This is a genomic window from Rossellomorea oryzaecorticis (genome assembly GCF_045897515.1).
GTDB lineage: Bacteria > Bacillota > Bacilli > Bacillales > Bacillaceae_B > Rossellomorea > Rossellomorea enclensis.
The window spans coordinates 82,498-105,974 of sequence record NZ_JBJOSA010000001.1 but is presented as its reverse complement, the minus strand read 5'-3'; the positions used below and the strand labels follow the sequence as shown (position 1 = coordinate 105,974).

The 23,477-nt window shown below is 48.8% G+C and carries 23 protein-coding genes and 1 riboswitch; of the genes, 15 read left to right on the top strand and 8 right to left on the bottom strand.

Features of this window, described 5'->3' with window-relative positions; genetic code table 11:
* Positions 1-76 precede the first annotated feature (76 nt).
* From ACKA06_RS00525 to ACKA06_RS00510, 4 genes are all read left to right on the top strand, one after another.
* Positions 77-517 (top strand): cell wall hydrolase, encoded by a 441-nt coding sequence (locus tag ACKA06_RS00525; RefSeq protein ID WP_064567651.1) that lies wholly within the window; start codon positions 77-79, stop codon positions 515-517.
* 164 nt (positions 518-681) lie between these two features.
* The gene (locus tag ACKA06_RS00520) at positions 682-987 is read left to right on the top strand and encodes a PadR family transcriptional regulator (protein WP_214873111.1); all 306 of its coding nucleotides are present in this window, start codon (positions 682-684) and stop codon (positions 985-987) included.
* Between the two features lie 11 nt (positions 988-998).
* Positions 999-2,207, top strand: coding sequence for a chromate efflux transporter (gene chrA, locus ACKA06_RS00515; protein WP_411158815.1), 1,209 nt, complete (start codon positions 999-1,001; stop codon positions 2,205-2,207).
* Between the two features lie 411 nt (positions 2,208-2,618).
* Complete coding sequence (locus ACKA06_RS00510) at positions 2,619-3,017, top strand: DoxX family protein (protein WP_411158814.1); 399 nt, start codon at positions 2,619-2,621, stop codon at positions 3,015-3,017.
* 60 nt (positions 3,018-3,077) lie between these two features.
* Here ACKA06_RS00510 and ACKA06_RS00505 read toward each other — a convergent pair whose 3' ends face one another.
* Complete coding sequence (locus tag ACKA06_RS00505; RefSeq protein ID WP_411158813.1) at positions 3,078-3,428, bottom strand: VOC family protein; 351 nt, start codon at positions 3,426-3,428, stop codon at positions 3,078-3,080.
* A gap of 185 nt (positions 3,429-3,613) precedes the next feature.
* On the opposite strand from ACKA06_RS00505, the gene ACKA06_RS00500 reads away from it, so the two are divergent.
* Positions 3,614-4,732 (top strand): NADH-dependent flavin oxidoreductase, encoded by a 1,119-nt coding sequence (locus tag ACKA06_RS00500; RefSeq protein ID WP_411158812.1) that lies wholly within the window; start codon positions 3,614-3,616, stop codon positions 4,730-4,732.
* Positions 4,733-4,781: 49 nt separating this feature from the next.
* Here the strand turns inward: ACKA06_RS00500 and ACKA06_RS00495 are convergent, their stop codons facing one another.
* A complete protein-coding gene (locus ACKA06_RS00495) occupies positions 4,782-5,561 on the bottom strand; it encodes a TerC family protein (RefSeq protein WP_032085701.1) in 780 nt (259 codons plus the stop codon).
* Between the two features lie 510 nt (positions 5,562-6,071).
* Between ACKA06_RS00495 and abc-f the strand changes: the two genes are divergently transcribed.
* Positions 6,072-7,706 carry a ribosomal protection-like ABC-F family protein gene (abc-f, locus tag ACKA06_RS00490; protein ID WP_411158811.1) on the top strand — a complete coding sequence of 545 codons (1,635 nt, stop codon included), beginning with the start codon at positions 6,072-6,074 and terminating at the stop codon, positions 7,704-7,706.
* Between the two features lie 269 nt (positions 7,707-7,975).
* Here abc-f and ACKA06_RS00485 read toward each other — a convergent pair whose 3' ends face one another.
* Entirely contained in the window at positions 7,976-8,683 is a 708-nt protein-coding gene (locus ACKA06_RS00485) for a DNA alkylation repair protein (RefSeq protein WP_032085703.1), read from the bottom strand.
* Positions 8,684-8,970: 287 nt separating this feature from the next.
* Positions 8,971-9,936 carry a helix-turn-helix transcriptional regulator gene (locus tag ACKA06_RS00480; RefSeq protein WP_198258773.1) on the bottom strand — a complete coding sequence of 322 codons (966 nt, stop codon included), beginning with the start codon at positions 9,934-9,936 and terminating at the stop codon, positions 8,971-8,973.
* A gap of 113 nt (positions 9,937-10,049) precedes the next feature.
* Between ACKA06_RS00480 and ACKA06_RS00475 the strand changes: the two genes are divergently transcribed.
* From ACKA06_RS00475 to ACKA06_RS00455, 5 genes are all read left to right on the top strand, one after another.
* Positions 10,050-10,883 (top strand): SDR family NAD(P)-dependent oxidoreductase, encoded by an 834-nt coding sequence (locus tag ACKA06_RS00475; protein WP_197671570.1) that lies wholly within the window; start codon positions 10,050-10,052, stop codon positions 10,881-10,883.
* Between the two features lie 441 nt (positions 10,884-11,324).
* The gene (locus ACKA06_RS00470; protein WP_411158810.1) at positions 11,325-11,753 is read left to right on the top strand and encodes a DUF6526 family protein; all 429 of its coding nucleotides are present in this window, start codon (positions 11,325-11,327) and stop codon (positions 11,751-11,753) included.
* A 60-nt stretch (positions 11,754-11,813) separates the two neighbouring features.
* On the top strand, positions 11,814-12,740 hold the full coding sequence (locus tag ACKA06_RS00465; protein WP_411158809.1) for an ABC transporter ATP-binding protein: 927 nt from the start codon (positions 11,814-11,816) through the stop codon (positions 12,738-12,740).
* The gene (locus ACKA06_RS00460; protein ID WP_411158808.1) at positions 12,737-13,828 is read left to right on the top strand and encodes an ABC transporter permease; all 1,092 of its coding nucleotides are present in this window, start codon (positions 12,737-12,739) and stop codon (positions 13,826-13,828) included. The genes ACKA06_RS00465 and ACKA06_RS00460 overlap by 4 nt, the downstream gene beginning before the upstream one ends.
* A gap of 106 nt (positions 13,829-13,934) precedes the next feature.
* Positions 13,935-14,612, top strand: coding sequence for a YdeI/OmpD-associated family protein (locus ACKA06_RS00455; protein WP_411158807.1), 678 nt, complete (start codon positions 13,935-13,937; stop codon positions 14,610-14,612).
* A 117-nt stretch (positions 14,613-14,729) separates the two neighbouring features.
* On the opposite strand, the gene ahpF is transcribed toward ACKA06_RS00455, so the two are convergent.
* Both ahpF and ahpC read right to left on the bottom strand, forming a co-directional pair.
* Entirely contained in the window at positions 14,730-16,262 is a 1,533-nt protein-coding gene (gene ahpF / locus ACKA06_RS00450) for an alkyl hydroperoxide reductase subunit F (RefSeq protein ID WP_411158951.1), read from the bottom strand.
* Between the two features lie 12 nt (positions 16,263-16,274).
* The gene (ahpC, locus tag ACKA06_RS00445; protein ID WP_032085709.1) at positions 16,275-16,838 is read right to left on the bottom strand and encodes an alkyl hydroperoxide reductase subunit C; all 564 of its coding nucleotides are present in this window, start codon (positions 16,836-16,838) and stop codon (positions 16,275-16,277) included.
* 878 nt (positions 16,839-17,716) lie between these two features.
* Positions 17,717-17,892, top strand: a riboswitch (Lysine riboswitch).
* A 118-nt stretch (positions 17,893-18,010) separates the two neighbouring features.
* Here ahpC and lysA point away from each other — a divergent pair.
* On the top strand, positions 18,011-19,297 hold the full coding sequence (lysA, locus tag ACKA06_RS00440; protein WP_411158806.1) for a diaminopimelate decarboxylase: 1,287 nt from the start codon (positions 18,011-18,013) through the stop codon (positions 19,295-19,297).
* Positions 19,298-19,352: 55 nt separating this feature from the next.
* On the opposite strand, the gene ACKA06_RS00435 is transcribed toward lysA, so the two are convergent.
* Positions 19,353-19,814, bottom strand: a complete 462-nt coding sequence (locus ACKA06_RS00435) for a GNAT family N-acetyltransferase (RefSeq protein ID WP_411158805.1) — start codon at positions 19,812-19,814, stop codon at positions 19,353-19,355.
* Between the two features lie 407 nt (positions 19,815-20,221).
* Between ACKA06_RS00435 and ACKA06_RS00430 the strand changes: the two genes are divergently transcribed.
* Together ACKA06_RS00430 and ACKA06_RS00425 are read left to right on the top strand one after the other, a co-directional pair.
* Positions 20,222-20,617, top strand: a complete 396-nt coding sequence (locus tag ACKA06_RS00430; RefSeq protein ID WP_032085712.1) for a VOC family protein — start codon at positions 20,222-20,224, stop codon at positions 20,615-20,617.
* 147 nt (positions 20,618-20,764) lie between these two features.
* On the top strand, positions 20,765-21,379 hold the full coding sequence (locus ACKA06_RS00425; RefSeq protein ID WP_411158804.1) for a LysE family translocator: 615 nt from the start codon (positions 20,765-20,767) through the stop codon (positions 21,377-21,379).
* A 439-nt stretch (positions 21,380-21,818) separates the two neighbouring features.
* Here ACKA06_RS00425 and ACKA06_RS00420 read toward each other — a convergent pair whose 3' ends face one another.
* Complete coding sequence (locus ACKA06_RS00420; RefSeq protein WP_411158803.1) at positions 21,819-22,010, bottom strand: hypothetical protein; 192 nt, start codon at positions 22,008-22,010, stop codon at positions 21,819-21,821.
* Between the two features lie 153 nt (positions 22,011-22,163).
* On the opposite strand from ACKA06_RS00420, the gene ACKA06_RS00415 reads away from it, so the two are divergent.
* Positions 22,164-23,411 carry a M24 family metallopeptidase gene (locus ACKA06_RS00415; RefSeq protein ID WP_214873127.1) on the top strand — a complete coding sequence of 416 codons (1,248 nt, stop codon included), beginning with the start codon at positions 22,164-22,166 and terminating at the stop codon, positions 23,409-23,411.
* The last annotated feature ends 66 nt before the right edge of the window (positions 23,412-23,477 follow it).

The window sequence follows — 23,477 nt, the reverse complement described above, 5'->3', positions numbered from 1 at the left end:
GTTTTTTTACACATCAATATAAGATTCCGGACATCAACCCATTCTTTCTTCATACACTATTTCTGAGGTGAAAATTATGCCAAGAGTGAAATATACAGATGCGGACGTTGCGTTGATGGCCAGGATGATGAGGGCTGAAGCTGAGGGTGAAGGGAAGCAGGGCATGCTGTATGTGGGCAATGTCATCGTAAACCGTGCTGTGGCGGATTGTCTGGATTTCAGAGATGTCAGGACCATTCGGCAGGTCATCTTTCAGGTGCAGGGCAGTAATTATTCGTTTGAAGCGGTTCAGAAGGGGAATCTTTTTTATAACAGGGCGAGGTCGGTTGAGAAAAGGCTGGCGAAACAGAACCTGGATTACTGGAGGCAGCACCCGGGTAAATATGCCCTTTGGTATTTCAATCCGTATGCACCGTGCCCGCCGACATGGTACGGGCAGCCGTTTGCAGGTCAGTTCAAGAATCACTGCTATTATGAACCGGCAGCAGGGACATGTGCGAGTGTGTATAGAGGCTGAAGAAAAGGAGCTTTCGTTTTTCAACGGAAGTTCCTTTTTTAGGTTGGAATGTTACGTCTGTGTAAAGATATGTGGAAAGAGTTGAATCGGAGTTTAAGATGGGATAAAATCATAATCGAAATTCGATATCGAAATTAGATAACGAATAGTGGGAGGGATTTTTTATGGAAAATAAAGTACTGCGGAAACTGTTCCTGGGATTCATCCACATTCATATCCTTCACCATGCGAAAGAGGAGCCGGTCTACGGGTCCTGGATGGTGGAGGAACTCCATGAGCACGGGTATGATATCAGCGCCGGGACACTCTATCCGATTCTTCACGGCATGGAAAAGGACGGGCTCCTCTCCAGGGAAGATGTCAATGTGGAAGGGAAGATCCGGAAATATTACCGCACGACCGATAAAGGGGATACCGTCCTGCGGGAAGCCAGGGCGAAGGCTTATGAGCTCTTTAAAGAAATCAAGTAGAAGGAAGGTGTTTGAAATTGAATCAACAGCTTAAAGATAGAAGCAGATGGTCGGTACTGCTTGAAATATTATTCACGTCCACCAAGCTTGGACTGACTTCTTTTGGCGGACCTGTGGCTCATCTTGCTTATTTTAAGGATGAGTATGTGGACAGAAGGAAGTGGCTGACGGATAAGACGTATGCAGATCTGATCGCATTATGCCAGTTCCTTCCTGGGCCGGCGAGCAGCCAGGTGGGGATTTCGATCGGCATGCTGCGCGGGGGGATCCTGGGAGGGATCATTTCATTCCTTGGATTTACATTGCCTTCGGTGATTGTACTAGTGATTTTTGCACTGCTTTACCAAGCTTTTACGCTTGGAGATGCAGGGTTTATCCACAGTTTGAAGGTAGTCGCGGCTGCCGTTGTACTCCATGCATTGATCGGCTTGGGGAAAAAACTGACACCGGATAAAAGCAGGATTGCGATTGCGCTTGGGGCAGCGGTGATCATGCTGGTGGCTCCATCAGCGTGGATCCAGATCTTGATTATTGTGGCTGCCGGCCTGCTGGGGTGGAAACTGTTTAAGGATAAGGCTGAATCAAAGATCGAGCCGTTCCACGTCAGTATTTCGAAAAAAACCGGATTGGTCTCGTTATCTGTATTAATCGGATTATTAATCTTTCTTCCAATTTTGAATAACACCTTCAACAGCAGCCTGCTCAATATCTTTGATGTCTTCTTCAGGGTAGGGTCACTTGTGTTCGGCGGCGGACATGTGGTCCTTCCGATGATTGAAAGGGAACTCGTTCCGCAAGGTCTGCTGTCGGCTGATGAATTCCTGGCAGGTTACGGAATGGCACAGGCTGTACCAGGTCCATTGTTCACGTTTTCGAGTTATCTTGGAACGATGATGGAAGGTATTGCAGGGGCTGCGGTAGCGACGGCGGCGATCTTTCTGCCTTCATTCCTGCTCATTGTGGCTGCACTTCCTTTCCTGAGCGAGCTGCGAAAGCGCGCCGCATTCCAGGGAATCCTTATGGGGGTGAATGCCAGCGTGGTCGGAATCCTGCTCGCTGCATTTTATGATCCAGTGATCAAAAGCTCGATTCTTGATGGTTCGGATTTTGCACTGGGTGCGGTTTTATTCGCACTGCTGAATGTTTGGAAAGTCCCTGCCTGGATGATTGTGATCATCGGGGTTGCGGGCGGATATATTTTGCAGGCACTTGGATTTTAATACCGGTGGACCCCTTGCCGTGGCGAGGGGTCTTTTTTTTTATAAGGTTCTTTTCGTGTACTTTTTTGCTATACAGACAAGAAAATAGCGATTTTCGGGTTGTCCGTCGAAGATTGAGAGCAAAGAGACCACGTAATCAAGCTGCATTCAGGTTATAAGCCTATATACGAAAAGCAACAATCATTTAGAAAACAGATGCCTTTTATAAAAATAGTAAAACGCCCATTGACACTTGAGATGGAATGATGTAAAATTATCTCGTATTCAAGATATTTAATTTCAAGATAGTTTGTCAGGGATCGGACACGGCAGACAGAGGGGCTGAATCTGTTCAAACACGTTTACATGCAGTTATAAATTTTTTTGGGTGAATATCTCGAATTCAAGATAAATTATTAGGAGGAATGTAAAATGTTAAGTTTAGGATTATTGATTATTCGTCTGGTCATTGGTGTGTTGTTTATCGGTCACGGAGCGCAGAAGTTGTTTGGATGGTTCGGGGGTCATGGCTTGAAGGGAACTGGCGGCTGGTTTGAATCGATCGGGATGAAGCCTGGGGTTACGCTGGCTCTGCTTGCAGGCCTTTCAGAGTTTGTTGGAGGATTGTTGTTCGTACTTGGACTCTTGACTCCGCTTGCAGGAATCTTGATTGCAGCAACCATGCTGATGGCGATCATCAAGGTGCACGGACAAAATGGAATTTGGGTGACGTCCAACGGCTATGAGTATAACCTGACGCTGATTGCAGTGGCAATCGGGGTTGCCTTGATCGGACCGGGGCAATATGCGTTGGATGCAATCTTGTTCTAATTAATTCATGAAAAACTCGCCATAGGATTGGCGAGTTTTTTGCATAATATGATAATTCCCCTATTTCTCCCAAAGCTCGACCAGCCTGCCGTCCGGATCCTCAATCCAAATAAACGTTCCAAACTCACTTTCCTCTTTTTCCTTCACAAGGGAAACCCCGATATGCCCGAGATGTTTTATCATATCGTCCATATTATGTACTTGGAAATTCAGCATCACTTGTTGATCGGTTGGAAAATAACTTTCATCTTCTGTAAAAAAGGAAAAGATCGTCGCGTTTTCCGGTTCGGGTTTGATGACCGTCCCATTCCAATTATCATCAATATCAATCTTCAATACATCACTGTACCACTTCTTCACTACATCTAAATTCTTCGATCTCCAAAATACCCCTCCGAACCCCTTTATCATTTTGCCCAACTCCTTTCTGTCATCTTCTTTCATTGTACATGAGCACCATTTCCAAATGCATAATTCTTTTTCCTTAAAACCAAATTAAAGCATGCACAAGCCCGCACATCGGATAAGCAGATAGTTGGTCAAAAATATGCTCATCTACTATGATAGCTCTTGAACAACTTGAAGGAGGCAAAATCATGAACGGAAAATATAAAGAACTGTTATCTCCATATACATTTAAAAACGGAGTCGAGTTGAAAAACCGCATCATCATGGCGCCGATGACTAATTTTTCATCGGACGAAGACGGGAATGTGACGGACGCTGAGGTCGAATACTATGCGCGCCGTTCGAAGGATGTCAGCATGGTTATCACCGCGTGTACGAATGTGACGGCGAACGGGAAGGGGTTCCCGGGTGAATTCGGAGGCGATTCCGATGAGATGATCCCAAGCCTTGAAAGACTAGCAAAAGGTATAAAGGATCAGGGTGCGAAAGCGGTCCTTCAGATTTTCCACGGAGGCGTGCAGTGTCCGCCGGATCTTGTGGACGGGGATGTTGTAAGTGCGAGTGAAGTGAAGGATGAAAACGGTGAGAAAAAAGCACGCGCATTGTCCGAATCGGAAGTGGAAGAAATCATCGAAGCGTTCGGCGAGACGACACGCCGCGCAATCGAGGCCGGCTATGACGGTGTCGAAATCCACGGTGCGAACGGCTACCTCATCCATCAATTTTTCTCTCCAATGACGAATCAGCGTGAAGACCGTTTCGGTGGGAGCCTTGAAAAACGCATGGCTTTCCCGCTTGCGATCGTTGAGAAAGTGAAAAGTGTTGTCGCGGAACATGCCGACCCATCTTTCCTTGTGGGATACCGTTTTTCACCTGAAGAGCCTGAAGAGGAAGGTTTCTCGATGGGGGATACGCTGGCATTGGTCGATACACTTGCCGATAAAGAACTGGATTATCTCCATGTTTCCCTTTTCGAGTTCTTCTCAACACCAAGAAGAGGTGTGGAGGATACCGAAAAGCCGCGGATGGACTATCTGATGGAAACAATCGGCGACCGTACGCCTTTAATCGGGGTAGGTTCAATATACTCAGCTGAAGACGCATTGAAGGCATTCGGGACCGGTGTGCCGCTTCTGGCGCTCGGCCGTGAACTTATCATCGATCCGGACTGGGTGAAGAAGATTGAAGAAGGAAAAGAAGATGAGATCGTGACGGAAATCGATCAGGAGAAACAGAAGGAACTGGTTGTACCGGATCCTCTGTGGAATGCAATCATCAATACACCGGGATGGTTCCCCGGGGTGTAAGATGTAACAAGAAAATGGCCTGTCCTCTTTGAGAGGGCAGGCCATTTTTTTATTTCATCAGTTCTTTATCTTTCAGGTTCTTGTTGCTTGGTGCGAACCAGCCGAATAGGGCGATGCCCACGAGGACGCCGTAGAAAATCAGGGTCCAGAGTGTGCTGTGCGGGAAGTCATGGGCCAATACATGGATGTCTTCATGTGCAAGCGTGATGACGGCAAGCTTCACACCGACCCAGGCAACGATCGCATAAGCGGTTGTCTCGAGTGCCGGGCGTGTTTCAAGAAGTTTCACGAACCATGTTGCTGCATACTTGATGAGGATCAGGCCGGCGATTCCGCCAAGGACAACGATCAGGAATTTACCTCCGTCCATACCTCCGAAATCAGGAAGCGGTGAATCTGGGAGTCCGAGGGCAAGTGCGACTGCAGCAAGGATCGAATCAATCGCAAACGCAAGGTCGGCGAGGGCGATCTTGCTGACTGTCGGCCAGAAGCCCTTTCCTTTTGCTTCTTCTTCCGTGTCTTCCCGTATATTTTCATTTTTCTTACCGAACTTAGCCTTGATTACGTGCTTTAATCCGAGGTAAAGCAGGTAAGCGGCACCGATCGCCTGGATCTGCCAGACATTGGCGATGAACGAAATCGCAAACAGCGCACCAAAACGGAAGGCGAATGCCAAAAAGATTCCGTAGCTGATGGCTTTTTTCTTCTGATCATCAGGAAGGTGCTTCGCAATGACAGCAAGGACAAGCGCGTTATCCGCTGATAACAGGCCTTCAAGGCCGATAAGAATCAATAATGTCCAACCGTATTCTAACCAAATCGAATCCAATAATAACTCTCCTTTTCACATGAATATACCGTGCGGGTCCACCCTGTTAAATGGGGTTGTCCACTCTGACTGGGGTTACATTCCGCACATTGATCGTAAACTTTCTGAAAATAATTCTCCAGAGTATATCTTACCACTTATCTTGTGCTTAAATCTTCTCTGAATTGCAATTTATTGAAGAAAAGTTTTTAGCGGGTGAGAAGGCAGGCATATGCCTTATTTTCTTTTTCCTTTTGCCACATTCATGGATTCCGTGGTATAGTATAATTACTAATAAATGACAGGAGTGATGGGTGGACGATGAAGAACTAATCTTATTTTCGCGATGAATTGAAATAGATTGATTTCAACTCGGGACCAAAATAGGATTAGTCTGCCCATTTTTAAAGATGCTGCAGGAGCTATCACAGGGATAGCTTTGTTTGCGTACGCGACAGGTACGGCTAATCCTTCCAGATCAACTGGGAGGATTTTTTTAGTGTCCTCCTTTTTCGGAAAGGGGAAGATTTTATGAAAGAACTGCTGAAATTAGTGAATGTGGGATATGAGATAGTGGATGAGAAGTTATTTGAAGGTTTGAACGTAAGTGTGCAGGAAGGGGACGTGATCGGGATCATCGGCCGGAATGGTGCAGGGAAGTCGACGCTCCTGAATTTGATTCATGGCGATATTAGGCCGGCGGAGGGTCGGATAATCCTGCTGGAGGACGGCTTGAACATGGAAATAGTCGTTCAGGAATCGGAGGACTATTTTTCAGATGGGGGTTCGGCAGAGGAAGTGAAACTTCTGGAAAAATGGCAGGTGCCCGCGCATGAATACACGCATTTGAGCGGCGGGGAGAAGCTGAAGGCAAGGCTTGCGAAAGGATTTGCCGGAAGTGCAGATCTCTTGCTGCTTGATGAGCCGACGAATCATCTGGACGGAGAAAGTTTATCCTTATTGAAAAAACAAGTCAGGGAATACAGGGGCACCATCATCCTGGTGTCGCATGACCGCCACTTTCTCGACGAAGCGGTGACGAAGATCTGGTCGCTTGAACATGGTGGCCTGATCGAGCATAAGGGGAATTATTCAAGTTATATGGAAGCGCGTGATCAGAAGCGGCTCGCGCAGCAGCGTGAATATGAGAAGCAGCAGAAGATGATGAAGCGGATCGAAAGTCAGATGCGGGAGCTCACTTCCTGGTCGGAGAAGGCGCATGCACAGTCGACAAAGCAGGAAGGATATAAGGAGTTCTACCGTGTAAAAGCGAAGCGGATGGACAGCCAGGTGAAATCGAAGCAGAAACGGCTGGAGAGGGAGCTTGAGAAAGCGAAGGTCGAACAGGTGGAAGAGGATCATGTGGTGAGGTTTTCGATCAAGTCCCAGCATAAAAAGGGCAAGAGGTTCCTTGAAGTGAAGGACCTGTCGAAGTCCTTTGGCGGGAAGGCTCTATTCAGCAGAGCCAATTTCACGATCCTCCACGGCGAGAAAGTGTCGATCACCGGACCGAACGGGAGCGGGAAGACGACTTTGCTGAAGATCATCATGGGGCTGGAAGAATCTCTTGGCAATGTGTGGGTTTCACCTTCTGCCGGGATCGGCTATCTGACCCAGGAGGTGTTCGATCTTCCGCTTGATGAGACGCCTGCGCAGCTTTTCTACAAGGAAACATTCGAGGAAAGGGGCCGGGTGCAGACACTCATGAAGCACCTTGGATTTACAGCGGCTCAGTGGCAGGAACCGATCCGGGATATGAGCATGGGCGAGCGGGTGAAGTGCAAGCTCATGAAGTATATTTTGGAAGAGAAGGATGTATTGATCCTGGATGAGCCGACGAACCACCTTGATCTGCCTTCGCGGGAACAGCTGGAGGAGACGCTGGCTCAGTATGACGGCACGCTGATCGTCGTATCGCATGACCGCTATTTTGTGGAAAAGACGACGGATGTGAAGATCGTGATCGAGGATGGCAGGGTGCTTAAACAATTGAGTGAGCCGGCTGCCGTGCAGGATGATGCGCGGGAATTGAAGTTGAAGCTTGAGACGGAAAGGCAGGAAGTATTGGGGCGGCTCAGTTTCATGGTGCCGGGGGACGCGGAGTATGCGGAGCTGGATGCGCGGTTTTTGGAGTTGACGAAGAGGATTAATGGGTTGAAGCGTTAGCTTGGATTGGATAGGTAGCGGTTTGGTGTGTCATGTTAGATGGAGAAAATTCGACATGAAGGGTAGAATGATTCAGATGAAGGGCACAATTAACTGATTGAAGGGCGCAATGAGGATGGGGAGAGGCCTAATAATTGAATAAAGGGTGCAATTATCCGATTATGGGGCAGAATCCGCATTAATTAGCCATTTTTCAAAAGACATTTAACGTATTAATATAAAAAAACACCTCCGATTCAGGTGTTCGGAGGTGTTTTTTACTTGGATGGTCAGCAGATGCACGTCTTCCGCTTCAGTCCGACACGATCTTTGTCCACAATCTTCTTGATATATGTTGTAGCAAGAGGCACCTTGCATGCGGTATTTCCCACGTCTACATGAACCTTCCCGATCGACTCTGCAACACCCAGTGCTTCCTCATGAAGGGCCGGGACATAGCTTCCGACTGAAATGACAAAGCCGTTCATCACATAGCGTACGCGGTTCCGCTCATTGTGAACAGAGTTCTTCGCCCGGTTCAGGAGCACCCTGATTTCGTTCAAATCAAGCTCCTCATCCGGTGTGATCGACAGATAATTTGAGTAGGTGCTCCAGCCGCAAACGGCCATCATCTCTTCATCCGAATCCATCCATTTCTTCGCAAGCTCCCTCGCATAATCACTTTCTGCGGCAACGCCGGCAACCGTGTATTCCGCAAGCATATACCAGTTGGCTTTTTCCGCCCAGTCTTCAAGCGTTTCTTTTGAGATAAGCTTCGGGTTGACGGAGAGACCGGCCAGATACATGGCATCGTGATTGCCGGAATCATAAAGTTTGAGGGCAAGTTCATGATCCTTTTTTACGTATTTGACCAGCTTTTTCAAATCCCCGACCTTTACACCGAAAAACGGTTCTTTCGCGCCGTGGTTCATAAAGATCCGTTTTGTCTGATCCGAGCCGAGTTCTTCGAGTTTTTGCATGATTTCCTGGTAGGTCATCGTTTTCGCTCCTTAAAAGGGAATATAGTAATAATACGATGGAAACTATTGGAATCCTTTCACCCACTGCCAAACGGCTGATAAAGGAAATTCGACAATCGGCACGATTATCGTGATTTTGGCACATATATCAGGATACCGGCACGATTATTTAAAAAGAGGCACAATAAATCAGATTCCGGCACAATTATTCTGTAGGGGGTTAAACCGAATTGACGCTGCTTCCAGCCTATTCAGCAGCGTCCAACCCCGTGGTTAATCCTTTTTTTCGAGAAATAAAAGTTCCACTAATCCTCCCGATAAAAAGCCGCCGTCCTCTCAGCCATCTCCAAAATCCGGCTGCCCAACCCTACAGGCTCGACAACTTTCAGCTGATCCCCGAAACCGAGCAAATAGCCCAGGGCTTCATTTTCCGTATCGAACGAAAGTGTAACGGGTACCCGCCCCTCTCCGTTTTCTGCACCAACTTCAAGGACCCGTGCGAACCGGCCGCTGAAGGTGAGCCTTGAAACGACGGCTGCGGCTGCCTCCACCTTCACTTCATAGCTGGGCAGGTTCTTGATGAAGGCTTTGGTTGAAGAATTCCAGTATTCGGCGAGGGCGAAGTCAACCGGCCGGATGAATGTTTCTTCGAGGAGTTCGGCGTGTTGGATGCGCGACGCCCGGTAGTTCCGGATGTCTCCGTTATCCTTGGCTGCGATCAGATACCAGAGGTCGCCTTTGGCCACGAGGCCGAGCGGGGAGACAATGCGGTCGGCGGTCTTTCCGTCTGCCCGCTGATAGGTGATCCTTAATTTGCTTTCTTCCCATATTGCTTGTTTCAGAACTTCGAACGAAGCTGTTTTTTCCTGCTGCCTGCGCCAGGAACGGGTGTCGATATGGATCCGGTTCCAGACGTCCTTGGCGTTTTCGCGATAAGTCGATGGCAGGGAGGCAATCAATTTGTTCCTTGCTTCCGAGGAGATGCGGGTCAGGCCGAGATCCTCGAGCAGATGTGCGGATGGTGAAACGAAGAGTGCCTGAATTTCAGCTTCCTTCAATCCGGTCAAATCAGTCCTGTAATTTTCAAGCAGCGACCAGCCGCCGTTTTTCCCCCGGTCCGCAACGACGGGGATGCCAGTCCCGCTTAATGCATCCATGTCCCTGTAGATGGTCCTTTCTGATACTTCGAGCTCTTTTGCCAGTTCCCCAGCGGTCATCCGGCCGTGTGACTGCAATAACAGCAGGATGGAAATCAGTCTGTCGCCTCTCATTTCGTTCACCTTTTTCTTGAAATTTATTAATTTTATTTAATTAAATATGACACTTGATGTCAAGAATACAATCGTATAATGAGAGTATCTTGAAGATGGAAGGAATGATGGACATGAAATCATTATCTGGAAAAGTGGCACTCGTGACCGGAGCGAGCCGGGGAGCGGGCCGTGGAATAGCGATCGAGCTTGGAAAAGCGGGGGCGGCCGTGTATGTGACGGGCCGGAGTACGAAAGGAGACGCAACCAATGATTGGCCGGGTACGATTGATGATACGGTTTCTGAAATTGAAGCGGCAGGCGGGAAGGCTGTTGCGGTCCGGTGTGACCATACGATCGATGCGGAAACAGAAGCCGTCATCAATCAGATACGAGAAGAACAGGGGAAGCTGGACATTCTCGTTAATAATGTATGGGGAGCGCATGATATCGGCGTGGAACCGGGGGCTTTCTGGGAGCTGCCTCTTGCCCTTTGGGATAAGATGTTCACCGCGGGTGTGCGGGCTCAATTGGCGACGAATCATTATGCGATCCCGCTGCTCCGCGAAAATCGGGGAGGGGTCATCTTTCATACCACCTTCTGGGATGAGGGCAGGTACACCGGACAGTTTTATTATGACCTGGCAAAAAATGCGCTTGTCCGGATGGCGTATGGTGTGTCGGAAGAATTGAATGAGGATGGGATTGCTGTCCTTGCCGTTTCCCCCGGATTCATGAGGACGGAACTGGTCCTGAAGCATTTCGGGGCGGATGAAGAGAATTGGAAGGAGTTCGAGGATTTGAAGCAGACCGAGTCGCCGCGCTATATCGGACGGGCCATCACGGCACTCGCGGGTGACCCTGACGTGATGGAGAAAAGCGGGCAGGTATTTAAGGCTGGTGACCTTGCGAAGGAGTACGGCTTCACTGATATTGACGGGCGGTATGTCGCGCCGTTTACTGTATAGATTATGGCACAGGTGCCCGGTTTCGGAGGCCCGTCCTTTACCACTTTGATGTGATGAAGGATGGGCCTTTTTTTATAGTGGAAATTCGACAAGTGGCGCAATTATCCGGGAAGTGGCGCAATTAACAGGAATCCGGCGCAATTATCGCCAAAGTGGCGCAATAAAATGGAAACTGGCGCAATTATCCGGGGAGTGGCGCAATTATTCAGTAGCGGGCACAATCATTAAAAGAGGAGGATTCTGTGAAGTCCAAATCCTTCTCTAAATGCAGCAATCTTTCACGAAATCCTCATGACCAGCTCATATTCCATAAAAAAAAGACCTATAACGGCCGCTTCACCACATGATTTCGACCCAACCAGCGCGTTCTTTTTTTGTCACATTTCTCCAATGGCCCACCAACTGGTATATAATGAAACTATCACGTTTCAGGAGGTACATATGAAGCAGCAAAACTATGAAAATCACAGTAAGATCGATCCGGTGTATCACTACGGGATATCCCTGTTGTCGCTTGCGACATTCATTTTGTCGATCATCTTTTTTGTGAAAAACGTTGCCGAAGAAACACTGCTCAGTTTCATTGTGCTGTTTGCGGCGGTTACATTTCTATTGATCATGGCAAAACTGAGATTATATGCCCTGCAGCTGCAGGACCGGATCATCAGGACCGAAGAAAATTTTCGTCACTACCGTTTGACGGGGAGGGACCTGGATCGCCGTCTGTCAGTAAAGCAGGTGATTGCACTTCGTTTCGCACCGGATGAAGAGTTTCCGGGGCTGGCGGCACGGACGCTGGATGAGGATTTATCACCAAAAGACATTAAGAAGGCTGTGCAGAATTGGCGTGCAGATCATCATCGTGTATAGACAATCTTAGACTGCTCAATCAATACGGGGCGGTATGTTTTTTAGAAAAGGAGGTTCATTATGCCTGAAGAAGTAATGGTTGATGTAAAGAATCTAGTCAAGCGGTACGGGACATTCACGGCTGTGAACGGGGTCGTGTTCCAAGTCGAAAAGGGAGAGATCTTCGGCCTGCTTGGTCCGAACGGGGCCGGGAAGACGACGACGATCGAGATGCTGGTCGGCCTCCGGAAGCCGGATGAAGGGACGGCAAGCCTGTCCGGTCATGATGTCCGGAAAGAAGTGAATAAGGTGAAGGAAGTGATCGGGGTCCAGCTCCAATCGACCTCATTATTCGAGCTGCTGAAGGTGGAGGAGATCCTTCATTTGTATGCGAGTTTTTATCCGAGTCACGTGGATATAGACGGTTTGATCGAAGACATGCTCCTGACCGAGAAGCGGCGGGACAGGATCAAGGGGTTGTCAGGCGGTCAAAAGCAGCGGCTGGCGATTGCGCTTGCGTTGATACATGATCCGGCGATTGTGTTCCTTGATGAGCCGACGACCGGACTGGATCCACAGGCGCGGCGGACGCTGTGGGATATCGTGCTTCGCTTGAAGGAGCGCGGGAAGACGGTGCTTCTGTCGACGCATTATATGGATGAAGCCCATGTGCTCTGCGACCGGATCGGCATCATGGATCAGGGGGAGCTGATTGCGCTCGATACGCCTTCAAATCTGGTGAAGACGCTCCAGTCGTCGAGTACGGTCGAGTTTTATCTGAATGATCCTCCTGAACAGGCGTGGTTCGGGAAAATGGACGGCGTGAAAGAAGCGGCGGTCAAGGATACATTCGTACAGCTGTATACAGATGATTTGCAGCTTGCGCTGACGTCGCTCATTGAAGTGTCGGCGGCACACGGATTTGAAATCAGGGATCTGCAGACCCGGCAGGCGACTCTCGAGGATGTCTTCATCCATATGACAGGAAGGAGGCTGCGGGAATCATGAGAGCTTATTGGCAGCTGACACTGGCACAATTGCGGATTTTTGCACGGAACAAACAGGTCCTCTTCTTTACTCTTCTTTTCCCGGTCATCCTGATGCTCGCGCTCGGTTCGTTCGTAGGCGGAGGGAATACGATGTCGCTCACCGCAGGGATCGTGGACAAGGATGATACCGGACAATCGAAGGATTTGATTGCTCTTTTTGATGAAAATGAGGGGATTGAAACCTCCGAGTACAGTTCGGTAAAAGAAGGGAAGCAAGCCGTCGAGAACGGTGATATCCAGCTTCTGATCGAGATCCCGAAAGGCTACGGGGACAGCATCGAAGCCCGGGATGGAGCCTTTTCCGTACCTGTTTATTATAATGAGAAGAACCTGACCACCGCCGAGCTCGGCCTTACGGTGGTGAACGGGGTCATCGATCAGTACAGCAAGGAACTTGCAGGTTACGAGCCGCTGGTGACAGTCGAGAAGGTGGGAATCGAGGCGCTGAATATCCGCTATATCGATTTCCTCGTTCCTGGGATCGTCGCAATGATGATCATGAGCAACAATATGAACGGTGTCGCCGGACAGATTTCGGCGTGGCGCGAGCGCGGGATCCTGCGCCGGATGCAGGGGACGAGACTGAAGGCATCAACGTTCATCGCAGCCCAGATCACGGCGCGCCTTTTTCTGAACGGGACACAGGCACTGCTTGTCGTCCTCATCGCGAATCTTATCTTTGACATCAATGTTGCAGGCTCGTGGCTGGCGCTGATTTTCTTCATCGTGCTCGGGACGCTTGCGTTCATGGCGCTGGGCTTCATCATCGCCGGGATGGCGAAGAATCCTGAAAGTGCGGGGCCAATCGCAGGTTTTGTGTCGTTTCCGCTTTTGTTCCTCGGAGGTGTGTTTTTCCCGATCAACAACATGCCGGATTTCATTCAGCCAATCGTGAAGATCCTGCCGATTGCCCATCTCGCTTCAGCACTCCGTGAGACGATGAACCTCGGTACATCGATCATGGCGCTCGGTACCGAGACGCTCATCCTGGGTGCATGGCTCGTCGGCGGGTTCATGATTGCGAGCTGGGTGTTTAAATGGGAATAGAGGGGTGTGCAAGCCCTGTCTTCGCTTAGGCGGCCAGAGTGAGCCGCGGGGACAGGTCCCTTGACCCAAGGGGGCTGGCATGAATTTTAGAAAAAGGAGCCTTGTTATGAACTCAACCAAACCGGTTACTGAAAAATTGAATTTTGACAAATACCCTGATAAGCTCATTCTCAACCTTCCGGAGGATATCGATGACTTCAGCGGGGTGGACTTTGATGCAGGCATTGAAAAAGACCAATATGATCTCGTGTTTATTTTTGTATTCGATCTAAAAGAGTTTGCGTCTCGTTTGAAGGAAGTGGTGGAAAAGGGATTGGTGAAGGATAACGGCTATCTGTACTTTGCTTATCCTAAAAAGAACAACCCGAAATACGATGCGTACATAGAGCGGGACAGCATCTATAATGAAAATCACTATGATGAAGATGGATATGTTCACGGAAGCAGCCTCAAATTCTCGAGGATGATCAGCCTGAATGATGTGTTCACTGTTGTGGGCATGAAGGCGGCGCCTAAGAAAGCGAAGAAGTCTGAGAGTGCGAAAAAGAGCCAGTCTGTGGATGATTATATCGCTCATATTGAAGATATTGAAACATATTTGGGCGGTAATGAAGAGATAGCGGCTTTATATGCAGGGTTGACGCCCGGGTATCGAAAGGATTGGGCGCGCTATGTTTACAGTGCGAAACGGATAGAAACGCAGGAAAAACGCCTGAAGGAAATGGAGACGGTCCTCGCTGAAGGGTTTAAGACGATGGATTTGTATAGAAGGCGGAATAAATAGTTGCTTGAAAAATGGGTCGGGTAACCTGTCCCCGCGACTACCGAGCCCAGCCGGAAAACCACGGCCCGGACCCAAAAAAGCCGCATCCTGCAATCAAACAGGATGCGGCTTTTGCTATCAATTACGGATAAGGTAGTCGAACGCGCCCAGTGCAGCGGTCGCTCCTGATCCCATTGAGATGATGATCTGGTTGTAGGCACTGTCTGTGCAGTCTCCGGCAGCGAATACGCCTGGAAGACTTGTAGAGCCGTGCTTGTCAACGACGATTTCACCGAAGCGTGTACGTTCGATGGTTTCGTCGAGCCAGTCTGTATTTGGTACAAGACCGATCTGGACGAAGACACCTTGCAGTTCGATGTGGTGTTCCTCATGTGTATCACGATCGGTGTAAGTGATTCCGTTCACCTTGTCGGCTCCGGTGATCTCCTGAGTCTGTGCGTTCGTGATGACTGTCACGTTCGGAAGGCTGTGAAGACGTTTTTGCAGGACGTCGTCCGCTTTCAGTTCCGAGTTGAACTCGAGAACCGTTACGTGGTTGACGATTCCGGCAAGGTCGATTGCTGCTTCGACACCGGAGTTACCGCCGCCGATGACCGCTACGTCTTTGCCTTCGAATAATGGACCGTCACAGTGAGGGCAGTAGGCCACACCTTTGTTCTTGAATTCCTGTTCGCCAGGGACGCCGATATTTCTCCAGCGGGCACCTGTCGAGATGATCAGGCTTTTACTCTTAAGGACTGCGCCGTTTTCAAGTTCAAGCTCGATCATGTCTTTCTTTTCAAGGCGCTTGGCACGCTGAAGGTTCATGACATCGATGCCGTAGTCCTTCACGTGTTCTTCAAGGCTTGCGACAAGCTTCGGTCCTTCCGTCTGCTTGACGCTGATGAAGTTCTCGATGCTCATCGTATCAAGCACCTGGCCGCCGAAGCGTTCAGCTACGATCCCTGTGCGGATTCCTTTACGTGCTGCATAGATCGCTGCACTGGATCCGGCAGGTCCGCCGCCGACAACAAGGACGTCGTATGGTTCCTTGTCAGATAGCTCGCTGGCATCAGGGCCTTCAACGATTTTCGCAAGGATCTCTTCAATGGTCGTGCGTCCGCCGCTGAAGAATTCAGCGTTCAGGTAGACGGATGGAACGGCCATGATGTTCTTGTATTCTACCTCTTCCTTGTACGCAGCACCGTCAATCATCGTATGAGTGATGTTCGGGTTGAGCACACTCATGATGTTGAGGGCCTGTACAACGTCAGGGCAGTTATGGCAGCTCAAGCTGACATACGTTTCGAAGTGATGTTCGCCTTTGATGCTCTTGATCTGATCGATGACACTCTGGTCAACTTTCGGGGGTCTGCCGCTGACTTGAAGAAGGGCAAGCACCAGTGAAGTGAACTCATGTCCGAGCGGGATACCGGCGAAATGGACCCCGGTATCCTCCTCTCCGGCACGATTCACGCTGAAGCTTGGTGTTCTTGGAAGATCAGCTTTTTCGACAGTGATCCTGGGGGACATGGAAGCAATCTCTTCAACGAGAGCCACCGTGTCCTTAGATGTGACATCATCACCTGCAGAGACTTTCAGGACGATGTCGCCCTCAAGCATCTGGAGGTACTGTTCCAATTGTGCTTTAATATCTGCTTCGAGCATGATTTACTGCACTCCTTATAATTTACCAACTAGGTCAAGGCTTGGCTTAAGTGTTTCAGAACCTTCCTGCCATTTAGCCGGGCAAACTTCGCCTGGGTTGTTGCGCACGTATTGTGCCGCCTTGATTTTGCTGATTAGGATATCTGCATCACGGCCGATGCCGCCAGCATTGATTTCAACTGTTTGGATGACACCATCAGGATCGATGATGAATGTTCCGCGGTCAGCAAGACCGTCTTCTTCGTTCAATACTTCGAAGTTGCGGGATACTGTTTGAGATGGATCCCCGATCATCGCGTATTTGATTTTACCGATTTTTTCAGAGCTGTCATGCCAGCCTTTGTGTGTGAAATGTGTATCTGTAGAAACGGAATATACTTCTACGCCAAGGGCTTTAAGAGCCTCGTAGTTATTTTGAAGGTCTTCAAGTTCTGTAGGGCATACAAATGTGAAGTCTGCAGGGTAGAAGCAGAAAATGCTCCATTGACCTTTCAGGCTTTCGTCAGTGACAGTGATGAATTCACCATCTTTGAATGCTTCTGCTTTGAATGGTTTTACTTCTGTTCCGATTAAAGACATAGTGTAAATTCCTCCTAAATGATTGTAGTGATGTGATTGAGAATTATTAATACTTTATAATAATTCTAATTCGATATTCATTATTATATATGCAGGTGAAAAAGTCAAGGAAGAAGATCGTTTATTTTGCAAAAAATGCAGTTTGGTGTCGTGAATGGATGTTATGGGTTCTTCTCCCTTGTAGCGGATGCTTTTATAAAATAAGCAACGAGGATAGTTTACCCCATTCTGGATGATTGAATCATGGGAAAGCTTTCGTTAGTATAGGAAATTCGCAGGGCGCAATTGTTTTTTTATAAGGTGCAATGATGAAATGAGGGGTAGAATTATGTTTTTGAAAGGTACAAATAATATTTGAAGGGTAGAATAAGTTATTTGAGAGGCACAATTCCGGTATGAGGCAGGAAATTGACAGAATAAAGAAGCGGTTATAATGATGAAGGGCTTAATAAATAAGTGAAAAGGCATTATTTTTAATAGAAAGGCATTACGTTCTTCTCAATCATAAAAGAAAATACCCCTCTGCTTCCGAATAGAGGAAATTCGACAAGAAGTGCACAATTATTTTTTTATAAGGTACAATAATCCGATGAAGGGTAGAATTATGTACTTGAAAGGTACAAAAATCCCTCTGTAGGGCAGAATAATCTATCTGAGAGGCCTAATTCCAATGTAGGGCAGAGTATAGCCCGGTAAAAGGATAAGGTTAGGATAATAAATGGAACACTTTATATGTAAGAAGGCAATATTTTTATAAAAAAGGACAACTTTCTTCTCGATCCCCAAAAGAAAACGGCCCGCGGCCCGAATAGGGGAAATAGATTGACAATTTTTCAGCACCGGTGGTATAGTTGCTGTACAAACTAATAAACTTACTCTCTGATAATAGAGGCGCGAGAATGAGGAGTAGCTTTCCTGAGGATGATGGATCCCGGGACGGAAAGTGAAAGGCAGATCGCCGAAACGGGAAACAGCCAATCGGTTTCCTGTTGGGCTGGCATTGAACAAGTGTCAGACTGTCACAATGGTCACGTTGTGGAGAACTATTGAAGAGATGTTAATACAGAATTCTTCAGAACGTTCTTCGTTTTGATCAGGAAACCGTATGAGCATCGCTTCATACGGTTTTTTTGTGTAGTTTTTTTCGGAGGGGTTTCAGGAGGAGATTCAAGATGACAGCAATGACAACGAATGTACAGGGACAATTGGAGATCGGAGGGGTGAGCACAGGCGAGCTGACGGCAGCGTACGGCACTCCGCTGATGGTCTATGATGAGGACATGATCCGCCGCAATGCACGCGCGTTCCGCGAGTCGTTCATCGAGAGCGGGCTTGAGTTCCAGGTGGCGTATGCGAGCAAGGCATTTATGTGCAAGGAAATGGTACGCCTTGCGGAAGAGGAGAATCTGTCGCTGGATGTCGTGTCCGGCGGGGAACTGTATACGGCTCTCGAAGCGGGATTCCCGGCTGGACGGATTCATTTTCACGGCAACAATAAATCTGAGGAAGAACTCGTGATGGCGCTTGAAGCAGGGATCGGCTGCTTTGTGGTCGACAGCTTCCTTGAGCTTGAGCTTCTGCATGAGCTGGCGAAAGAGCGGGAGCAGCAGGTGAATATCCTGCTCCGCGTGACGCCGGGAGTCGAGGCCCATACACATGACTACATCATGACGGGGCAGGACGATTCGAAGTTCGGCTTTGGCATTTCGACCGGACAGGCCGACCGCGCAATGCAGATCGCCCTTTGCAAGCCGCATTACAATGTGCTCGGGATCCACTCGCATATCGGGTCGCAGATATTTGAACTTGACGGATTCCAGCAGGCGATCACCGTGCTGTCCGATTTCCTTCAAAGTGTGAGGCTCGAGTGCGACGTCACACTGCCGGTCCTGAACATCGGGGGCGGTTTCGGGGTGCGTTATACGGAAGAAGACAAGCCGCTTCCAATTTCCGAATATGTAAAAGCGATCACGGACTGCGTGAAGGAAAGCTTCGGAGAGAACGGGTATCCGCTGCCGGAAGTATGGGTGGAGCCGGGACGCAGCATCGTCGCCGAGGCAGGAACGACGCTCTATAAGGTCGGATCCAAGAAAATCATTCCTGACGTGCGCACGTATGTGTCTGTCGACGGTGGGATGACCGATAATCTTCGTCCGGCTCTTTACGGGGCGAAATATCATGCGGTGCTGGCGAACCGACCGAATGAGGAATGCACGGAGCTTGTCAGCATTGCCGGGAAGTGCTGTGAGTCAGGTGACATGCTCATCTGGGATCTGAAGCTTCCGCCGGTGAACTTCGGCGACACCCTGGCTGTGTTTAGTACCGGTGCCTACGGATATTCGATGGCTAACAACTATAACCGGATCCCGCGTCCGGCTGTTGTGTTTGTGAAAGACGGGGAGTCGCGCGTAGTGATCGAACGGGAAACGTATGCGGATCTGGTGAGACTCGACCGTTAAAACGGAAAGAACCTTTGCCGGGTTGGAAGGCAAAGGTTCTTTTTTTAGACAGGGGTCAGAGGATTTCCTTCTCCATCACCACGTTGGTGGTCTTGTATCCGATCTTTTCATATAAGCCCCGGGCAATCTTGTTATGTCCGAATACGTGCAGGCCGATTTTGTTCATCCCGAGTTGTTTCGCTTTTTCTTCAATTGCCTGCATGGTTTTTTTGCCATAGCCTTTTCCCTGGTACTCATCTTTGATCCGGATATCATAGATAAAGCCTTTCTCAGGGGATTGTCTGGCAAGCCATATGATTCCTGCCCCTTCATTTTTTTCGTTCAATATCGTGAATAAGTAGTTGTTTTCGGAATTCTCGCCATCCGGGAGAAGATTACTGAATTCATCTTTCGCTTTTTGCAGGGATTCTTCTTCCTCCCAGTTTCCCGCCGAGACTTTTTCCTTCGCATAGTCAGCGACTGCAGTATCCAGATATCTCTGGAATTCATCTGTGTTCATCTTTTGTAAAGTCACCATATTCAGTTTTCCTCCTTGATAGTACATAATTTCTTGAAAATCCCGATTCAGCGGCTGTACACCTAAAGCAGGAGTAAAGATACCCCGCCAAGGAGCAGAAGTACAGTAACAGTAAATAGCGCGATTTTTGTGAAACAGTTAGATTTATGAAAGATCCTGAAAAACATGGTCAACACCTCACTCTGTATATTTTACAGCTACTATAGATACGTTTGATGGGAGTGAAAAGATTCAGGATTATGAAAGTTGGTCTCTATCTACAGGTAGACAACAAGGTTGTCAGGAGGGATTCCATTCTAGGAAAAGCTTCCAATCTACCATTGTACAGCATGTACAAAATCGTTTACTATAAAGAGGCAAACTGATTTATCAGAATTATGAAATTATTGATTGACGGAGGGGAAACAATGGGACGGATGGTGCATTTTGAAATTCATGTAGAAGATGTGGAAAAAGGGAAGGAATTTTACGGAGAGGTCTTCGGCTGGAAGTTCGAGGACTGGAGTGAATATGCGGGGATGCCTTATTTCGGGGCGGTGACGGGTGATGAGAGTGTGCCCGGAATCAATGGAGCAATCATGAAACGTCAGGGACCGCGCCCTGAGGCAAATCAGCCTCTGAACGGGTATTCCTGTACGATGGGTGTAGAGGATTATGATGCAGCAGAGAAGAAGATCCTTGAGCTCGGCGGTAAGGTGGCCCTTCCTAAACATGCGCTTCCCGGCATGGCCTGGCAGGGTTATTACACCGATCCGGAAGGGAATATTTTCGGGGTCCATCAGCCGGATGAGAATGCGAAATAAGTAAATGATGAGAAGCACCTTTCCCTTCGTGCGTGACATGCACCTGGGGAGGTGCTTTTTTATTTGAATTTTTTAAAAATTTATTATCACCAACGTTCCGGCCGTGTTAAAATAAATGTACTTTTTTATCAGGGGGTATGAGATGTCATGAATGATTTTCTTACGTTTCTCTTGCTTTCATTGTTTGTCGTGATGAGTCCGGGGATCGATACGGCCCTGCTGACGAAACGGACGATTTCCGACGGAAAGGGCGATGGCTTCAAGATGGCCCTCGGGATCGCGTCTGGCTGCCTAGTTCATACGGTTGCGGCCGCGTTCGGATTATCCGCCATCCTGATGAAGTCGGCGGCTGCCTTTGAAGTCGTCAAGTATGTCGGGGCCGTCTATCTGATCTATCTTGGTGTGAGTTCTTTTGTGAAGAAGAAAGAGACAGCTGCTGAAATGGAAGACACGATGCCTGCGGTGAAACGGTCTGCGTTCAAGCAAGGGCTGTTTACCAATGTATTCAATCCGAAAGTGGCCGTCTTCTTCCTGACATTCCTGCCCCAGTTTGTAACCGGACAATCCCAGGCAGCCGGGCAGCTTGTGCTGATGGGAGTGGTCTACAGCCTGCTTTCGATCGGCTGGTTCTTTGTCTACGTCTTCTTCATCAACTACCTGCGCAGCTGGCTCATGACGCCGAGCGTACAGAGCTGGATGGAAAGAGCGACAGGCGCCGTCCTCATCGGATTCGGATTAAAATTGGCTTTTGAAAAAAGATAAAGATATGAGGTTGACAAGAATGACTCAGTCTAAGGGAAACCCAAACTTATTTGCATTTTAAGGTCAAATAGGTTTGGGATTTTTTGGTTTTTTTTTACTGTGAGCTCAATATCCAGCTTGTTCCAGCGGTTGATTGGAGTGCAAGACGAAGACTCCTGCGGGAAAAGCGTGTTAGGTGAGACCCCGCAGGCGAAGCCGAGGAGGCTCACCAACCGCCCGCGGAAAGCGAAGTCTTGCACGGAAATCATGAGCGGCATAAATGGACTACACATAAATTGGGGATCTGAAGCTTGTAGTTTTATTGTTTTTTCAAAGCCTTATTTCTTGTTATTCAAAATAGTAAAAATCAAAAACGATATCAATAGTAAGAAGACGACCCCCACCCCAAGGAGCAGATCAATGATCATGTCCATTTTATCAACCTCCATTTCAGGAAGCGCTACTTTCCATCTTGCATATCTTCTTCTTTCATTTCATACAGTTTCGAGAAAAACAGGGTCAGAAAGGCGGCCAGTACTACAATACCTATGCAGACTGCCAGCGGAAAATCCCACTTGATATAGGAAGCGGACGAGGCTCCCAAGATCGTGATCCATTCCAGCGCTAAAAATGGTTTGATGAACTTTTTCATTTGGATTCCCCCATATGTCTTTGTTCGGGATAAAGGTTTATTTTCCTCCATACGATTAGACGGACCGGACCATGGGGAAGTTTTCTTTTAAAAGGAAATGTCCGGACTTTGTCGAAGGATAATAGAAAGAGAGATACGTGGAGGAGATGGACCATGAAGAATGAATCGCTGTCTTTGATTATGCCGCTGAAGAAGAGGGAGGAAGTCGGGAACCGCTGGCTGTTCCACCGCTTGAATACACTCTTGCCGGCTTTGATGAAGAAGCATGAGCTTGATATGTGGATTGTGACCGGACGGGAGTATCATGAAGATCCGCTCCTGAAGACGCTGTATCCTGCTGCGATCGACAGCTCGAGGAGACTGACGATATTGGTCTTCTGGCTGGATGAGGCCGGCCAGTTGAAGCGAGGCGCGATCCACCCGAATCCCAGCTTTGAGCCTTTTTATGAAAGGATCTGGAACAGGGCGGAAGGGGATCAGTGGGAATGCCTGAAGAACACGGTGGAGATGTGCGAACCGGAAAGAATCGGGTTGAATGTGTCGCACTCCTTTGCTGCCGGGGACGGACTGAGTCATACCCACTATGAACATCTGCAGATGGTCTTGAGTGAATACAGAGACCGGTTTGTGAGTGCGCAGCCTCTTATCGTCGACTGGCTGTCGGTGAGGAGCGGTAAGGAAATGATGGCGTATCCTGCGATTGCTGAACTGGCGAGAGGGATTGCGGAGGAGGCATTGTCTGCAAGGGTCATCCATCCTGGGATCACGACGACGGAGGATGTGGTGGACTGGATCCGCCAGCGGGTGCTGGATCTCGGGCTCCAGACTTCTTTTTACCCGACTGTCGACTTGCAGCGGAAGGGATCCGAGATGGACCGGATCGAGGGGGAGATCATCCGCCATGGCGATATCGTCCATTTGGATTTCGGGATCCTTTACCTGGGACTGGCCACCGATACGCAGCAGCTTGCCTATGTGCTGAAACCGGGGGAAACGGAGGCACCGGAAGGGCTACAGTCTGCGTTCTTCACGGCCCTTCGGATGGAAGATATCCTGAGCCTCCACATGAAGGAAGGGAAAACGGGGAATGAAGTATTCCGTTCGGCGATGGCGGCTGCAAATAAGGAACAGATCGACGCGATGATCTATTGTCATCCCGTCGGTCCGCACTGCCACGAAGCGGGGGCGCTCATCGGACTCTATGATCAGCAGGGGGATGTGCCGGTAAAGGGTGACCTGCCGCTGACCGCGAATACATGCTATGCGATGGAATTCAATATCCGTCAGTTCGTGCCTGAATGGGGGCAGGAGGTGCCGATCTATCTGGAGGAGCCGGTGGCGCTTCTGGACGGGAAGGTAGAATATATGGCGAAAAGGCAGATGGGATTCTATTTGATATAGGGTAAGGATGCAAGCTTGAAGGCCCGTCCCTCGCTGCGGTGATGCGTTACTGCAGCGAGAGACGGA

Coding starts and splice junctions, on each gene's coding strand:
- ACKA06_RS00415 (WP_214873127.1), top strand. CDS start 22,164: ATGAAGAATGAATCGCTGTCTTTGATTATGCCGCTGAAGAAGAGGGAG.
- ACKA06_RS00500 (WP_411158812.1), top strand. CDS start 3,614: ATGAACGGAAAATATAAAGAACTGTTATCTCCATATACATTTAAAAAC.
- ACKA06_RS00435 (WP_411158805.1), bottom strand. CDS start 19,814: ATGGTGACTTTACAAAAGATGAACACAGATGAATTCCAGAGATATCTG.
- ACKA06_RS00510 (WP_411158814.1), top strand. CDS start 2,619: ATGTTAAGTTTAGGATTATTGATTATTCGTCTGGTCATTGGTGTGTTG.
- ACKA06_RS00505 (WP_411158813.1), bottom strand. CDS start 3,428: ATGATAAAGGGGTTCGGAGGGGTATTTTGGAGATCGAAGAATTTAGAT.
- ACKA06_RS00425 (WP_411158804.1), top strand. CDS start 20,765: ATGAATGATTTTCTTACGTTTCTCTTGCTTTCATTGTTTGTCGTGATG.
- ACKA06_RS00485 (WP_032085703.1), bottom strand. CDS start 8,683: ATGACCTACCAGGAAATCATGCAAAAACTCGAAGAACTCGGCTCGGAT.
- lysA (WP_411158806.1), top strand. CDS start 18,011: ATGACAGCAATGACAACGAATGTACAGGGACAATTGGAGATCGGAGGG.
- ahpC (WP_032085709.1), bottom strand. CDS start 16,838: ATGTCTTTAATCGGAACAGAAGTAAAACCATTCAAAGCAGAAGCATTC.
- ACKA06_RS00480 (WP_198258773.1), bottom strand. CDS start 9,936: ATGAGAGGCGACAGACTGATTTCCATCCTGCTGTTATTGCAGTCACAC.
- ACKA06_RS00420 (WP_411158803.1), bottom strand. CDS start 22,010: ATGAAAAAGTTCATCAAACCATTTTTAGCGCTGGAATGGATCACGATC.
- ACKA06_RS00470 (WP_411158810.1), top strand. CDS start 11,325: ATGAAGCAGCAAAACTATGAAAATCACAGTAAGATCGATCCGGTGTAT.
- ACKA06_RS00430 (WP_032085712.1), top strand. CDS start 20,222: ATGGGACGGATGGTGCATTTTGAAATTCATGTAGAAGATGTGGAAAAA.
- abc-f (WP_411158811.1), top strand. CDS start 6,072: ATGAAAGAACTGCTGAAATTAGTGAATGTGGGATATGAGATAGTGGAT.
- ACKA06_RS00460 (WP_411158808.1), top strand. CDS start 12,737: ATGAGAGCTTATTGGCAGCTGACACTGGCACAATTGCGGATTTTTGCA.
- ACKA06_RS00475 (WP_197671570.1), top strand. CDS start 10,050: ATGAAATCATTATCTGGAAAAGTGGCACTCGTGACCGGAGCGAGCCGG.
- ACKA06_RS00465 (WP_411158809.1), top strand. CDS start 11,814: ATGCCTGAAGAAGTAATGGTTGATGTAAAGAATCTAGTCAAGCGGTAC.
- ACKA06_RS00455 (WP_411158807.1), top strand. CDS start 13,935: ATGAACTCAACCAAACCGGTTACTGAAAAATTGAATTTTGACAAATAC.
- ACKA06_RS00520 (WP_214873111.1), top strand. CDS start 682: ATGGAAAATAAAGTACTGCGGAAACTGTTCCTGGGATTCATCCACATT.
- ACKA06_RS00525 (WP_064567651.1), top strand. CDS start 77: ATGCCAAGAGTGAAATATACAGATGCGGACGTTGCGTTGATGGCCAGG.